The organism is Marinobacter sp. R17, assembly GCF_003789045.1.
GTDB lineage: Bacteria > Pseudomonadota > Gammaproteobacteria > Pseudomonadales > Oleiphilaceae > Marinobacter_A > Marinobacter_A mangrovi.
This window is the reverse complement of the sequence record NZ_RHGZ01000014.1, coordinates 39,790-55,008: the sequence shown is the minus strand read 5'-3', so window position 1 is coordinate 55,008 and position 15,219 is coordinate 39,790. Positions and strand designations below refer to the sequence as shown.

The 15,219-nt window shown below is 57.2% G+C and carries 12 protein-coding genes and 1 tRNA gene; 9 read left to right on the top strand and 4 right to left on the bottom strand.

The annotated features are described in order from the left end of the window. Positions 1-16: 16 nt before the first annotated feature. Positions 17-93, bottom strand: a tRNA-Arg gene (locus EB809_RS11520). Between the two features lie 160 nt (positions 94-253). Between EB809_RS11520 and EB809_RS11515 the strand changes: the two genes are divergently transcribed. Both EB809_RS11515 and EB809_RS11510 read left to right on the top strand, forming a co-directional pair. Next, the gene (locus tag EB809_RS11515) at positions 254-964 is read left to right on the top strand and encodes a TIGR04283 family arsenosugar biosynthesis glycosyltransferase (protein ID WP_123634970.1); all 711 of its coding nucleotides are present in this window, start codon (positions 254-256) and stop codon (positions 962-964) included. Beyond that, positions 942-1,592: a TIGR04282 family arsenosugar biosynthesis glycosyltransferase gene (locus tag EB809_RS11510; protein ID WP_123634969.1), complete on the top strand. Its 651-nt coding sequence runs from the start codon at positions 942-944 to the stop codon at positions 1,590-1,592. The genes EB809_RS11515 and EB809_RS11510 overlap by 23 nt, the downstream gene beginning before the upstream one ends. A gap of 59 nt (positions 1,593-1,651) precedes the next feature. On the opposite strand, the gene EB809_RS11505 is transcribed toward EB809_RS11510, so the two are convergent. Continuing rightward, positions 1,652-3,652 (bottom strand): tetratricopeptide repeat protein, encoded by a 2,001-nt coding sequence (locus tag EB809_RS11505; RefSeq protein WP_123634968.1) that lies wholly within the window; start codon positions 3,650-3,652, stop codon positions 1,652-1,654. 234 nt (positions 3,653-3,886) lie between these two features. Here EB809_RS11505 and rfbB point away from each other — a divergent pair, with 234 nt between their 5' ends. The 6 genes from rfbB (at position 3,887) to EB809_RS11475 (ending at position 9,908) form a co-directional block, all read left to right on the top strand. Next, positions 3,887-4,936: a dTDP-glucose 4,6-dehydratase gene (gene rfbB, locus EB809_RS11500; protein WP_123634967.1), complete on the top strand. Its 1,050-nt coding sequence runs from the start codon at positions 3,887-3,889 to the stop codon at positions 4,934-4,936. Between the two features lies 1 nt (position 4,937). Beyond that, the gene (rfbA, locus tag EB809_RS11495; RefSeq protein WP_123634966.1) at positions 4,938-5,819 is read left to right on the top strand and encodes a glucose-1-phosphate thymidylyltransferase RfbA; all 882 of its coding nucleotides are present in this window, start codon (positions 4,938-4,940) and stop codon (positions 5,817-5,819) included. After that, on the top strand, positions 5,764-6,882 hold the full coding sequence (locus EB809_RS11490; RefSeq protein WP_317848718.1) for a DegT/DnrJ/EryC1/StrS family aminotransferase: 1,119 nt from the start codon (positions 5,764-5,766) through the stop codon (positions 6,880-6,882). Before rfbA ends, EB809_RS11490 begins: the two co-directional genes overlap by 56 nt. Position 6,883: 1 nt before the next feature. Next, positions 6,884-7,681 carry a sulfotransferase family protein gene (locus tag EB809_RS11485; RefSeq protein ID WP_123634964.1) on the top strand — a complete coding sequence of 266 codons (798 nt, stop codon included), beginning with the start codon at positions 6,884-6,886 and terminating at the stop codon, positions 7,679-7,681. Between the two features lie 79 nt (positions 7,682-7,760). Beyond that, complete coding sequence (locus EB809_RS11480; protein ID WP_123634963.1) at positions 7,761-9,047, top strand: ATP-grasp domain-containing protein; 1,287 nt, start codon at positions 7,761-7,763, stop codon at positions 9,045-9,047. Continuing rightward, positions 9,048-9,908: a hypothetical protein gene (locus tag EB809_RS11475; protein WP_123634962.1), complete on the top strand. Its 861-nt coding sequence runs from the start codon at positions 9,048-9,050 to the stop codon at positions 9,906-9,908. A 9-nt stretch (positions 9,909-9,917) separates the two neighbouring features. Here the strand turns inward: EB809_RS11475 and EB809_RS11470 are convergent, their stop codons facing one another. Both EB809_RS11470 and EB809_RS11465 read right to left on the bottom strand, forming a co-directional pair. After that, the gene (locus EB809_RS11470) at positions 9,918-11,771 is read right to left on the bottom strand and encodes a hypothetical protein (protein WP_123634961.1); all 1,854 of its coding nucleotides are present in this window, start codon (positions 11,769-11,771) and stop codon (positions 9,918-9,920) included. 62 nt (positions 11,772-11,833) lie between these two features. Continuing rightward, the gene (locus EB809_RS11465; RefSeq protein ID WP_123634960.1) at positions 11,834-13,336 is read right to left on the bottom strand and encodes a flagellin; all 1,503 of its coding nucleotides are present in this window, start codon (positions 13,334-13,336) and stop codon (positions 11,834-11,836) included. 383 nt (positions 13,337-13,719) lie between these two features. On the opposite strand from EB809_RS11465, the gene EB809_RS11460 reads away from it, so the two are divergent. Then, entirely contained in the window at positions 13,720-15,165 is a 1,446-nt protein-coding gene (locus EB809_RS11460) for a flagellin (RefSeq protein WP_123634959.1), read from the top strand. The last annotated feature ends 54 nt before the right edge of the window (positions 15,166-15,219 follow it).

Sequence of the window (15,219 nt, the reverse complement as noted above, 5' to 3'; positions counted from 1 at the left end):
TCAGCGGGAAAGGCAATGGTGCCCCCGGCAGGACTCGAACCTGCTACCTGTCCCTTAGGAGGGGACCGCTCTATCCAGATGAGCTACGGGGGCGCGCGGGTCCGGTATCATACCCATGGGGTGCGCCGGGCTCAACCTGCGAGCATCAGAGGCCTCTACCGGGTTGCCGACGTCGTCTTTCACGCTTGGCTGCAGGGGACCGGACCTGTTAATTTAATAGCGTCATTTCCTGTGCAATGTCACGGAGTTTTCCTTGGGTACGGTACCCCTGCATGTTTCCTTTGTCCTGCCTGTCCTGAACGAGGCGGAGGGCATTGTCGTGGCGTTGAATGAGTTGCAGGGCTGGCGCGATCAGGGCCACGAGGTGATCGTGGTGGATGGCGGCAGCAGTGACGCCACGCGAGATCTCGCGGAGCCGCTTTGCGATCAGCTGGTCTCGGCACCGCGCGGGCGAGCCAACCAGATGAATACGGGGGCTGCCCTGGCAGGCGGCGAGGTGCTGGTCTTCCTGCATGCGGATTCCAGGCTGCCCCTGGATGCCCTGCCGCAGTTGCAACAGTTCGTTGACAGCCCCGCGGCCTGGGGGCGGTTCGACGTGCGTTTGTCCGGGGAGAGTTTGATCTTCCGGGTGATTGGCTGGTTCATGAATCAGCGCTCACGCATCACCGGCATTGCTACCGGCGATCAGGCCATATTCGCGCGGCGTGTGATTTTCCAGGAGGTGGGTGGTTTTGAAGCCCTGCCATTAATGGAAGACATCGCCCTCAGTCGACGCTTGTTGGCGCTTTCCCGTCCTTACTGTATCCATTCCCGGGTAACCACCGACAGCCGTCGGTGGGAGCGACAGGGCGTCCTCAAAACCATACTGCTGATGTGGCAGTTGCGCTGGCGCTACTGGCGGGGCGAAGACCCGCTCAAGCTGGCTCAGGTCTATTACCCCGATGCACGCACCAAATCCGAGTGAGTCGTCCGACGGCGTGCTGATCCAGTTTGCCAAGTGGCCAGAGCCGGGACAGGTCAAGACCCGGCTGGCGGCCGGCATTGGCGACGAGAAAGCCCTTGAAGCGCACTTGGTTCTGACGACTGCGGTGCTCGACTCGCTCTCGGCAACGGCTTATCCGCTCTCTTTCTGGTGGGACAGGCCCCGGCCACCCGGAGTGCAGGTCTACGCCGATAAGCTTCTGACTCAGCTGCACCATTTGGCGATTCCCCAGTTCAGCCAGAACGGCACGGATCTCGGCGCGCGCATGGCCCATGCGCTGGGCACCGCTCTGGAAAACTCGCCGAAGGCGGTGATTGTCGGCAGTGATTGCCCGTCGGTTGACCCGGACTATGTCAGTCAGGCGTTTGCTGCGCTGGCCGAGGCGGATGTGGTTCTGGGACCGTCCGACGATGGCGGTTTTGTCTTGATCGGTACCCGCTGTGATCTTGGAGATGCGTTGTCCGGTATCGAGTGGGGCACTTCGAGAGCGCTCGAGCAAACCGTCCAGGCTTTGACTGAAGCGGGCTTTGTGGTCCGGCAGCTGGCCCATCGGTGGGATGTCGATGATGTGGCGGACTGGCAGCGTTTTCTCGAGAGTCGGGGTAGTTGATCGGGAAGGTTATCAGCCACCCGCGATCGGCAGGACCGACGCGGGTGGCTTGATGAGGACTAACGCCGCTTCATGAAGTACAGCGTCAGCGGCTGGCCCTGAACGCTCTGCACGTTGCTGCCTGTTGCTTCCGCCTGAAGCTGCTTCTGCACCGGCGCCAACGCCAGACTGTGGCCGTCGCTGTCCTGGGCCCGGACGAGCTTCCAGTTCACTTCATTGCTTAGCAGGTTGATCAGACCCGCCAGCTGGGTTTTGTCCTGGGGACGGAACCAACGATTGTGGCAGCCCCCCGCACCATAGAAATCATCTTCGCGAAGCAACGCACCAAGTTCCGGATCCTGGGCGTTATTGATGATCATGCGCCGGAGTCGACGCAGTGCCGCGCGGGTTTCTGGCAGCTCATGCTGACGGATAAGCTGACGAATATGGCTGTCGGCCTCCGAGTCGCCTTCAATTCGCGTGTGCAGGTGGACAACAGCGCCCTGGCCGCTGGCCTGATCGACCAGTTGGGCCAGTGACAGCGAGCTCATTTGTTCTGAAGGGAGGCGACCGATTTCGAGCCAGTGCACCTGGTTGCCATCTGCAATGAACTGACTGGCCAACGACCAGGGCCAGAACACGATGTGGTTCAGCCCCATTTCCTGGGCGGTCCGACTGGCGCGAGCGATGTTCGGGAGAGACTCGTCCACCGCCACGATTTCGACGTCGCTCAGGGAGGCGGCAAGCTCAAGCGCCCGCTGCCCGGACTCGGCGCCACACACCATGATGCGCAGGGTATCCGGCAGCGAGTCGGTGTTCAGGCCCAGCTTCGCTTTCATCACTGCTTTCAGGCTGCTTTCGCTGTGGTGGGACAGCGTCTGCCACGTGGGCCAGGCTTGCGGCACATCGGCTCGCTCCCGTGTCAGTTCCGCGGCTTTCTCTTCAAAAGGCTGTTTGATGGCTTCTTCCATCGCGCGATTGTAGTAGCTGGCGGCCATCAGGGGTTGCAGGCCGACGGGCCACTCCGTCAGGTTCCAGCGGCCGATATCGACAGCGAAGGATTGATGGAACAGGGCGCCGTAAAGGGCGCTGATCATCAGCGAGCCGGCGATGTCTTCCTGGCGCTCACCCATGGCGAACTGTGCGCGGATGCTGTTGTTGATGGCATCGAGCAGCCGTTCCTCGGCATCGCTGACCAGCAGTGCATAACCAGTCCGGTCGGCATAGAGGGCGATCGCGGCCGCAAGCCGATGCATGTCGTCACGGAGCGTTGCGGTTTGTGCAATTTCCGCCAGAATCGCATGGCGCAGCAGAGTGACCAGATTTTCGATCCGGGCATCCGGCATCAGGGTCTTTTCCAGGGCGAGCAGGAGCAGTTCGTCTTCGGCGGCGGCTTCGAGCAGGACCGCCGCGTTGGGGTTATCCAGATCATACTGCTGGCACAGGATGCCCGCCGCGAAACGACCCAGCTCCTGATGCGCAACATCGTCCCGGCTGAGCAACGTGATGGCGTCGTAAGCCAGCTCCTGGTCCGCCCGGTCGACCTGCAAATGACCGGCACACGCCACCATGCCTGCGCAGACCGACGGCCAGTTCAGATCGAGCTGCAGCAGTTTGCGGTAATGCAGGTAGGCCACATCGAACTGCCCCAGCCGCCGTTTGGCGTGGGCGATGCCACAGAAAGCGGCGGCAGACTGCCGGTCACGCTGCAGGGCTTCCTGAAAATACTGCTCGGCAAGGGCAGGACGTTCGCAGGCCAGGGCCCAGTAGCCGAGGTTGGTATATTGCTGGGGCTGGTCCGGATTGATGTCGAGGCTGCGTTCGAACAGGGCCCTGGCGGTATCCAGGTTGCCGTCGTCCATCTCCAGGCGCCCCAACAGCCCCCATGCCGCCGCGTTCTCGTGGCTGAGCTCCATCACCTGGGCCAGCAATTGCCGACTCTCAGCCCGGGCTTCCACGCGCTGGGTGTAGCTGTTATCCGGTCGGTTGGACTCGCCGTAGGCGCTGTTGGCGGCCAGCAACAGACGCGCGATGGTTGCCTGGTTGCGGGAAGCGACTTGGGGTTGGTGTTGTGCCTGCATGTTTCACCTCGTGATCGTTCTGGCCGCTTTTTAAGGGGAGGCGGCAAGAATCTGCAGCTTTTATGGCGATGAATCGATGTTGAGGTGAGTGGAGCGAAAGCTGTGCCAACCTGTCGATAATTTCTACAATCCACTGTTTTAAAAGACTTTGTCGTAAATAAAACGGCCGGATCAGTTTCGGTATGGATGTTGCTCCGCTATGCTCAGTGTTGCCGCAACGAGTTGAAGAATAATATGAAGGTACTGGTTTCCGGAGGGGCGGGCTTTATTGGCTCTGCGTTGATCCGGTTTTTAATTCAGGAAACCGACGTTTCAGTGATCAATCTGGACAAGCTGACCTATGCAGCCAGTCCGGAAGCGCTGGACGCCGTGAGGGCAAGCACGCGCTACCATTTCGAACAGGTGGATATCTGCGACCGTGAGGCCGTGACGAGCGTCTTCGAACGGCATCGTCCGGATGCCGTCATGCACCTGGCCGCGGAATCCCATGTCGATCGTTCGATCGATGGCCCGGAAGCCTGCCTGCAAACCAATGTAGTAGGAACGTTTGTTCTTCTGGAAGCGACCAGGGAATACCTGAAGCAACTTTCCACCGAGTCACGCGACGCCTTCCGCTTTCACCACATCAGTACGGACGAGGTCTTTGGTGATTTGTCGCCTGATGCGCCACCATTCAATGAGGTGTCGCCTTACTCGCCGAGCTCTCCCTACGCGGCAACAAAAGCCGCATCGGATCACTTGGTCAGGGCATGGGGGCGTACCTATGGCGTGCCCGTGGTGTTGAGCAACTGTTCCAACAATTACGGGCCGTTCCAGTATCCCGAGAAGCTGATTCCCCTGACGATATTCAATGCACTGCGCGGGCAACCGTTGCCACTATACGGTCAGGGCGACCAAATTAGGGATTGGCTGCATGTCGATGATCACGCGCGGGCGCTTTTCCGGATCCTTTGCGGTGGTGAATTGGGTGAAACCTACCTGGTCGGCGGCGAATCGGAAAGAACCAATCTGGAGGTCGTCGAGGCTATCTGCGACCAACTCCAGTCGTTGATTCCGCGACCGGGTGGCTACCGTCCGTTGATCCGGTTTGTGGATGACCGGCCAGGCCACGATCGCCGCTACGCGGTTTCGCCCAGCAAGGCGCTCAGGACGCTCGGGTGGATACGGCATTATTCCTTTGAAGCCGGTATTCAGCAGACCGTCTCCTGGTACGTCGATCATCAGGACTGGCTGTTTGGCAGTGGGGCGGACGGGCGCCGGTTGGGTTCAGGGAGTGCGGGATAATATGAAGGGCATCATACTGGCCGGAGGCTCCGGCACGCGGCTCTATCCCATCACCATGGGTGTTTCCAAGCAGCTCCTGCCGGTGTACGACAAGCCTATGATCTATTACCCGCTGTCAGTGCTGATGCTGGCTGGGATCCGCGACATTCTCATTATCACCACACCCGAGGACAGCGACAGCTTCCAGCGCATTCTGGGCGACGGTGCCTGCTTTGGGATCCGTTTATCCTACGCCGTCCAACAGGCACCGGAAGGATTGGCCCAGGCCTTCCTGATTGGCGAAGAATTCATTGGGCAGGACTCTGTTTGCCTGGTTCTGGGGGACAACATTTTCTACGGGCAGGGCTTCTCACCAAAGTTGAGGGAAGCGGCGGGGCTTGAAGAAGGCGCTCGAATCTTCGGCTACCAGGTTCGGGATCCGGAGCGATTTGGTGTGGTTGAGTTTGACCGGGATCGTCGTGCGATCTCTCTGGAAGAGAAGCCACGTCGGCCAAAATCCAACTACGCGGTGACCGGGCTGTATTTCTACGATAACGACGTCATCGATATTGCCCGATCAATCAAGCCTTCCGGCCGGGGAGAGCTGGAAATAACATCGGTGAACCAGGTCTACCTGGAGCGCGGAAAACTCGCTGTCGAGAAACTGACGCGCGGCTTTGCCTGGCTCGATACGGGAACGCACGAAAGTTTGCTGGAAGCCGCCCAATTCGTGGAGACGATCGAGAAGCGGCAGGGCTTCAAGATTGCCTGTCTTGAAGAGATCGCCCTCAAGCAGGGTTGGCTCTCGACGACCGATATTCGCGGGTTACCCTCGTTTATGGCCAGCAATGGCTATGGAGACTACGTTCGCATTCTGGTGGATGAATATGATTCCGGTGACTAGGCCCTATTTCCCCCCACGATCGAGACTTGATTCCTACCTTGACCGGATATACGCATCGCGTCAGCTCACGAATAATGGAATGCTGGTGCGGGAGTTGAGCGAGCGCCTATGTGATTACCTAGGAGTGGACTATCTGTTGCCGGTGGCGAACGGGACGGTCGCATTACAGGTAGCCTATGAAACGCTTGGCATAAAAGGGGCTGCGATAACAACGCCTTTCACGTTTCCAGCCACAAGTTCATCGCTGGCCTGGCAGCGGATCCGGCCGGTCTATGCCGGTATAGATGCGAACGATCTCAACCTGGATCCGACCGATGTGACTTGCCGACTGGAGCCGGAAGTTTCTGCCATCGTTCCCGTTCACACTTATGGCAACCCATGCCAGGTTGAGGCATTCGACCAGCTGGCTGCCCAGCATGATCTTTACCTCGTGTACGATGCTTCACACACGTTTGGTGTGCAGTATCGGGGCCAGAGTCTAATGCGCTGGGGGGATGCGGCGACGCTGAGTTTTCATGCGACCAAGCTGTTCCACACAGCAGAGGGGGGCGCGATTATTTTCAGGCAAGCCGACGATTTGGAGCGTGCCCAAGAGCTAATTAATTTCGGGCTTGTCGATGGGTCTCCAGCCAGCGTGGGTGTCAATGGAAAAATGAGTGAGCTACATGCGGCCATGGGATTGGCGATGCTGGAAGATATTGATGAAATCATCGAGCGTCGGGTATCGGTGATACACCAGTATCGAAGGTTGTTGGCCAACTGGGTTGCCATGCCCGAGCGGTCGGCTGATGCTTCTGACAACGGGGCGTATATGCCCATCCAGTTAAAAAGTCGGAAGAGTCGCGACCATGTCCAGCGACGCTTGAAAGAGCATAGTATCGAGAGCCGGGCTTATTTCTCGCCGTCGCTAGATTCTTTGGGACTGTATAGCGAGGCTGTGTCGAACCTCGCCGGTGACGCCGCGGGCCGGGTGCTATGTCTTCCGGTATACGCGGAATTGTCCGAAGGGGATGTGCAACGGATCGCTGGCCTGGTTTGTGAATCAATTGAAGAGGTAACCTAACATGAAACTATGCTTCGTGGGGGGCAGTCAGCGCTCTGGAACGACAATGTTGCAGCGCTTGCTGTGCTCACACCCGTCCGCCAATGAAAAGGTCAAGGAGGCAAGTTATCTGCGGACATTGATGGCGGCCTACAAGTTCGGCCGAGATGATTTTGAGAATGATACCCGGGATTATTTTGGTGATATCGGTTTTTTTCGCCAGTTTAATCGAACGCTGGTTGAGTCTGTCCTGCTTAATGTCGCGGATCTGCAAAACCAGCATCGAGATGATCCGATCGACACCGTTATCGTGAAGGAGCCGCACCTCACGATGTATTTCCCGGAGTTGCATGAACTGTTGCCTGAATCGGTCTTTATTCTCATTGCCAGGGATCCCAGAGATATCATCGCCTCGATGATTGAAGTGGGCGAGAAGCTTCGCAAGCAGGGGCAGAAACACTTTTTTCAAAGCCGGGATATCAAACAGTTGAGTCAGCATATGAAGTCCTTTTATGCGCCCAGTCTCAACCACACTGACCCCGCCTTCCGACAGTCCTTGGTAACACTCAAGTATGAAGAGCTGGTCAGCGATGTGGAGGCTTTTATTCATTTTGCCAAAGCAAATTTAGGGCTGGATCTCGTCAACGACATCGCCGAGAAAAATGAAGCACGGGCCAAATACGGCGCCTGGCGCACGAGACAGTGGTACAGCAATGCCAATGCAGACTCTGTCGGGCGCTACCGTGATGTCCTGTCTGACGCCGAAATTAGGCAGGTGGAAACTGAATGCAGCGATTACATCAAATTGCTGAATTACTGACGCTTTCAGAGGCGATTACCTGCGCATAAAGGCACGCAGGTTCGGTGGAGAAAAATGATGCCAGGTGGTGTTCGATTTCATGAATGATTGCGTGCGGGTAGGCGTATTTCCATCGGGTTCCGAAGTGTCTGCGGAGGTATTCCGTTCGCTTGAAAATGCCAGGATTATTGAACTAGTCGGCCTCAGTAGCGTGCCTGACTACGGCGATGTGCTTTTCAGTAATAATCGACGAGATATACCTCACATCCATCATTCCGGTTTCATAGAGGCGATCAGGCAGTGTGTGTCTATTCATCGGCTTGATCTGTTGATTCCCGGCATGGATGAGGTTGGTTACCTACTGAAACAAGCCGAGCCGGAACTGGGTTGTCAGGTGGTCTATGCCCACCTGAAGACGGCTGAAATCATAAGGCGTAAAAGCACCACGTACAGAGCACTATCCGGTATTGTTTCCACCCCTAAAATGCTTTTGCCGGATGCCATCCAGGATAATGATTTCCCCTGTTTCCTGAAGCTGGATATCGGCTATGGCTCCAGAGGGGCTCGCAAGATCGAAAACAGGGCGCAATTGGAAGCGCTGACGGAGGGGGAACGTGAGACCGGTATTCTTTGCGAATACCTGCCGGGCGAGGAACTGACGGTCGACTGTTTTTCGGATCCCCAGTCCCGGTTGCTGTTTTGCGGGCCTAGAACGCGGGAACGAATAAAAACAGGCATCAGCGTATCGAGCCGTCCGGTTGAACTGACGGATGAGATCCATGATATCGGTCTGTGTATATCCTCCGAGTTGAACATGAGCGGGTGCTGGTTCTTCCAGCTCAAGAAAGACCGAGGCGGCCGCTACAAGCTGTTGGAAGTGGCCTCACGTTTGGCCGGATCGATGAGCATGCACCGGCTTCTGGGGGTCAATCTCATCCTGCTGGATATCTATCAGAGGCTGGGTTTCTCTGTGACCGTCCCTGCGCGCCGGGAGGGGGACTTTCGTCTTGAGCGGGCGTTCGATGCGCGCTTGGTCGGAAAGGTCCGGTTTAACAGCGTGTATGTTGATCTGGATGATTGCCTGTTGTCTCCACAAGGGGTGAATACCCGGGTCATCGCTTTCATCTTCGCGTGTTTGAATCGGGACCTTCCAGTCTTCCTTGTCACCCGACATGCCGGGGATTTAACGGCAACGTTGACCCGGAGCAGGCTGGCGGGTCTTTTCGATGAGATATACCACCTCGTCGAAGGGCAGCCCAAATCGAGCGTGATTCAACACGACAATGCACTGTTTATCGACGACTCTTTTGCCGAGCGGTTGGAAGTCGAGCAGAACAGTGGCGCTGTGGTGATGTCGCTTGACATGTTGACGGAGGATTTTATCTAGATGGCCCGGGTGACAGTGCACATCGGCTATCCGAAAGCCATGTCGACCAGCCTGCAGAACGGTTTTTTTAATGCGCATCCTGACATCCAACATATGGGGGTCGGAGAGGGAAGCCGCATTGACTACGCCTCGGAGGACATCGAATTCATCTTTGAGGTGTTACTCAAGTATGCCCGTCGCGACGTTTTTGACGAAAGGAAAGAAGCGGCCCGGCGCGCCATCAATGACAGGCTGGATGCCTGGAAACTCAATGTGTTTTCCAGTGAACACCTGAGCATGAATTTCAGCTTGCAGGGAATCGACCCCGTCGAGAAGTTTGAGCGGCTTCGGTTTCTATTGACCGGGCACGAGGTCACGATTGTGGCCATAACCCGGGACAAGGATTCGTTCCTTCGCTCCATTTATGGCGAGTTTGTCAGGATGGGGTACTGTGAGTCGTTTGACTTCTTCCAGCGCATGCTCGTGGCCCTTGAGGATCGGTCCTTTTATCGCGACCTGGATTACGCGCGCAAGGAAGCGATGGCCCGGGCGTATTTTGATCGGGTGCGTTTCGTGTCCTTCGAGTCCCTGACGGCCCTTTCGGAAGAGCACCTCCCGCGAAGGTTGTGTCAGCTCTTCGAGGTGTCGGAAACCGTCGACCTGGAATTGCCCAACGCCTATCCCGGCCTGTCACCCGACGAGGTCGACAGACTTCGCCGGGATAACCGGGACAGTCATCGCGAGATGTCCAGGGGAATCATGGAACCGTTCGAGCGGCATAGAAACCGGACGGTGCTTTCGCCTCATTTCTCCGAGCCCGAAGTGTTCGAGAATGTCCTTGAGAAGAGAGCGGCGCTCGAGCGGCTCGCCCGGCGCCGTTAGTCCGTGGGATCAGGCCGAGGCGAGCTTGCGGATGCCATCCACGTAACTCATGGCGGCATTGCTCTCTCGGGCGTGCTCCGAACTTTCGATCAGGGCTGACCGCATGTTTCTGACGCGCTCCCTGGCGGCATTCAGTTCATTCGGGTTGTGGATCCAGATGATTGCCTGTGCAACCAGTTCCAGCTCTGTGCTGTGCACAAACCCGCTTTCCGTGTCGTAACGCATAAAGTCGTTAGCGTCGGTATAGCTGGCAAGATCTTCATTGGGGAACAGGTAAATTTTCGGCTGCTGCAGCAACATGGCATCAATGTTCGTATTGGTGCCGCCGAAGGGGAATGTGCCGATGGCGAAATGGCACCGGGCCAGATGCCTCATGTATTCCCCATAAGGCTGGGGCTCATGGACGATGACGTTGTTGCCGATGGTTTGCAGCAGCTTTCTGTATAAGGCCGGTAGTTTGAATCCCCGGTTGTGAGCCGGAAAGAAGTGGAATTCGAGCGGCCTCGTACTGTTGTCCTGAATGAGCTTGCACACTTGGAGCGCGCGATCGCTGATTTTCATCAGAGAGCTGTTGATGGCGACGCGCACAGGGCTGTCGTCTATGTCCAGATGAGCCGTACGAAGGTCACCATCCAACTGGGGGTGCAACGTCGTATGGCCTTTCTCGCCATAGCAGGGAATCAGCCGCTCAGTGCACCAACGCTGATAGTCCGGCCCCTCGAAATACCCGCTGAGGAAACCGTAATCGATTATCTCGCTCATGGCGGATGCCGGATGGCCATAGCCCATGATCTGGACCGGTGCCAGATGGAAATTGGACAGGAAGACCGTCCAGATATTCATCCCCAGCGATGGATAGATGATGACGTCGGGCTGGAACTGCTGGATTTTCTTCGCCGTCTTGAGAAGGTTTTCAACTCCGCCATCGACCTCGACGAATTGATGCGCATCCTGGCGGCTGTTGTCGTCGACGTCGCCTTTCGCGGCAAAGAGTGCCGTGACGAAATGGTTCTTCAGTGGCGCGATACGGGCGTGATAGCAGCGGTACATGGCGTGATCGGACCGATAACGCTCGACGAGTATGGCGACCCGCGGTTTTTCCGGCAGTGCCCTTGATGGGACTTCTTTGATCTCGGGGTATTTGGCGCGGATCAGTCCGTTGATTTTGCGCTTGATCTCGTGGCGCCGCGGGGTTTCCCAGTACGAGCAGCCCATCCAGATGTTGACGAGCATGATGGCGCACAGGGAGACATCCAGGCCCTCCGGCAATTTGAGAAAGGCGTCGAATGCCTTTTCAAAATTATCGAAGCCCCGATGGGTCTGGATCTGTTCGAGCTGATAGAAAACGGCTGTCAGCGTATACAACATTTCCTGCGGAATCCGTTCAAGCAGAGTCTCGAACGGCATCTCCATCTCACTGTTGATCGTCCAGCAGATCATCAGCATGAAGACATCCGCATCCGTTTTCAGCTGGAATCCACCGTTCGCGGACCAGAGATCCCGGTATGCCATCACGTGATCCAGGTTGCCGAAGTCCGAAAGGTAGAAAATATCAGTCAGGTGCGTTTTGTAGAAAATCAGCTTGCGGATTTCAAGGGTTTCCAACTCGAGCTTGGGAGAGCAGAGAAAACCCGTGATACATGTCGCAAGCCGTTGGACCGCATTTTGGTTGTCAAAGAAGCTGGCATCTTTATGCAATGGATAGATGCCGGGTGACCGGTGAGCACTTCCTTGCTGGGTCATGCGCTCACCACCAAGAACCGGATTGCCTTTTTCCATCGCATCGAGAATGTCGAACAGTTCTTTCTTGAAACCCGCGTCATCACGGGTAAACAGCTTCTTCTCGAGCGAGGCGATAGTCACATCGGGTCCTTATAAAGCGGAGGGAGAGGGGCGGCACTCTCGTGCCCCCCCAAAAGGCTAGTTTAGCCTTGCAGCAGCTGCAATACCTGCTGTGGTCGGGCGTTGGCCTGGGCCAGGATGGACAGGCCGGCCTGTTGCAGGACCTGCGTCCGCGCGAGCTCTGCGGTTTCCGCGGCAAAATCGGCGTCCTGGATCCTGGATCGGGCTGCCGTCAGGTTTTCCGAAGTGGTGCTCAGGTTCGCAATGGTGGATTCGAAGCGGGACTGGACCGCACCCAGATCCGCTCGGATACCGTTGACCACCGACAGGGCACCGTCAACGATTGAAATGGCGTCGTTGGCACCTTCTACCGTACTGATATCGATACTTGAGACCGTCTCTCGCTGTGCGCCGACAGGCGTGTCGGCCGCCACGTCAAAGAGTGAGCCGGCGGTGTTATCGATGTCGGATGTGACGGCGTAGGCGCCTGAAGACGAAAAGTCCACGGTGCCCGTCACGACCACAGAATCCTGGGTGGCATCGTCACCGATCAGATCGGTTGACGCGCCGCTACCCGTAACGCCAGCGACGGTCATGTTGCCAGGACCACTGTGGGAGAAGTTCTCGATCTGGATGTCTTTGCCCGCATCCTGGGTCAGAACGATCGTGTCATCCTGGACCTTGGCGTTGATGCCTGTCTGGCCGGCTGCCTTGTTGATCACCGATGCCAGTTCCGTCAGATCATTGGGGTCGTTGATGGACGCCGAGATTGTGGAGGTCTGCCCCCCTGAACTGAGATCGAAAGTGACCGTGCCGGCAGCGTTGGTGGTCAGCGTCGTTTCGGTACGGGCAGTTGCCGTGACACCGGTGCGTTCTTCTTCCTTATTGACCAGGGCCGCAATGTCCGCAGCCGATGAGCCCGCCGGGATCGCGATGTCGACTTGATCCAGGGCGCTGGCAACGGTCAGGTTCTGGGCGGCCACCGGATGGTTGGCTGCAGTGATGTTAGCGGCAACAGCAGACGGTGAGCCGGACCCGAGGTTATCCTGATCGTTGACGCTTTCGATCGAGTAGTTACCCAGGTCATCGTTGGTTGCGCCGGTGACCGAGACTGAAATGTTCTGGTTTTCGTTGGCGCCCACCTGGAAGGTCTGGGCCTGGAACGAACCGTCGAGGAGTTTCAGACCGTTGAATTCGGTCGTCTCCGCGACGCGTTGCAGCTCCTGCTTCAACTGGTTGACTTCGCTCTGCAGGGCCGCGCGATCCGAAGCGGAGTTGGTGGAGTTGGCAGACTGTACAGACAGCTCGCGAATCCGCTGCAGAATTTCGCCGGATTCGTCGAGGGCGCCCTCGGCCGTCTGTGCCAGGGAGATGCCGTCGTTAGCGTTGCGCACAGCCTGGTTAAGGCCTTTGATCTGCGACGTGAATCGCTCGGAAATCGCAAGACCGGCCGCGTCGTCCTTGGCGGAGTTGATACGAAGGCCTGAAGACAGACGTTGCAGGGCAGTGTCGGCGTCCCGTTGTGACGTGTTCAGGTTTCGCTGGGCATTCAGCGAGGCAATGTTCGTGTTGATAATCTGAGGCATATCGCTCTCCTTATTCAGAGAAGCCGGTAGCTCAGTGCCCGATCACAAGGACGCCCTGCCGGCCGTTATTCAGAAAAATTCATTCCTGAGCGGCACAAAGCGAAGGCCATGCCAATTTTGGGTTATGGCTTTTAACCAATTAATAAATATAAAAAAATTGTTACTAAGTAGCGTGACTAGTGGGCATGGGTGACGAGCTTTTGGCGGGGCGGCAAGGCAGGCTTTTGCCGCTTTTACAATCCTTAACAATAAAAACCGAAGTTTTTTCTAAAGGAACCGTAAGGGTCGCCGTTAAGCACTACAGCAGGGCGGCGCACCCAAACAAACGAGGACGGGCGCCAGACCTCTTCCAAGAGAAACATAGGTTTTATAGGAGAAGCATCATGGCTCTCGGTATCAACACTAACGTCGCTTCACTGTCCGCTCAGAACAACCTGAACAAATCCCAGTCTCTGTCGGATCAGGCTCTGGAGCGTCTGTCTTCTGGTCTTCGCATCAACTCCGCCAAGGACGATGCCGCGGGCCTGGCCATTTCCTCTCGCTTCGACGCGCAGATCCGCGGTCTGAACGTTGCCCAGCGCAACGCCAACGACGGCATCTCCCTGGCCCAGACCGCCGAAGGCGCTCTGGGCCAGGCTGGCGACCTGCTGCAGCGTATTCGTGAGCTGTCTGTACAGTCTGCCAACGACACCAACTCCTCCACCGACCGCAAGTCGCTGCAGGCTGAGGTGACCCAACTGCAGGCCGAGCTGAACCGTGTTGCTGACACCACCAACTTCAACGGCCGTACGCTGCTGAACGGTGATTTCACCAACTCCCAGTTCCAGGTCGGTGCGAACGCCAACCAGACCATCAACGTGTCCCTGGGCAGCGCGCGTGCTACCGATATCGGTAACTACACCGCCGATACCAGCAACGGCTCGCTGACGGGTAACCTGACTGCCGCAGCAAACTCTGCGCCGACAGGTAATGGTATTGCGGCCGGTAACATCACGGTTTCTGGTAATGGTGCAACGGAGCTGGCCGAGTTTGGTGCGAACGCTACAGCCAAGGATATCGCTGCATCTGTTAATGATCTGACATCGAAGACTGGCGTCAGTGCCGATGCCTACACAGAAGCCACTATCTCTGGTCTGAGTGCTGGAACGGTTTCTTTTGATCTGCAGGGCGAGAACAGCTCCGCCGTGACCATCTCCGCCACGGTTGAGTCTGGTGACAACAGTGCCTTGGTTACTGCCATCAACGATGCATCCGCAACCACCGGCATCACCGCTAGCCTCGACGATTCCGGTAACGTATTGCTCGAAAGTGATGCGGGTGATGACATCGTCATTGCAGATGCATCTGCGGATATCACAGTGACTTCAGCGGACGGCTCCTCAGAGAACCTGACGGCTGGTGGCACCGACAGCACCCGAGTGACTGGTGAAGTCGATTTCAGCTCCAGCTCTGCCTTCAGCATCGTAGGTAACGCTGCCGAAGTGGTAGATAGTACGGCCGAAAGTGGCCAGCTCCAAAGCGTCGCCGCAATCGACATCACCACGGCTGACGGTGCGAACGCTGCGATCGACACCATCGACGCCGCCCTGACATCCATCAACAGCCAGCGCGCTGACCTGGGTGCGATTCAGAACCGCTTCTCATCGACCATCGATGCGATTGCGACCACTTCTGAGAACCTGTCCGCTGCGCAAAGCCGGATCCTGGACGCGGACTTCGCCGCTGAAACCGCGAAGCTGTCCAAGTCCCAGGTCCTCCAGCAGGCTGGTATCTCTGTCCTGGCGCAGGCTAACGCCCGCCCGCAGCAGGTCCTGTCCCTCCTGCAGTAACAGGGATAGCACGGTAACGGCCGGTCCCCTCGGGGGCCGGCTTTACGCCGTATG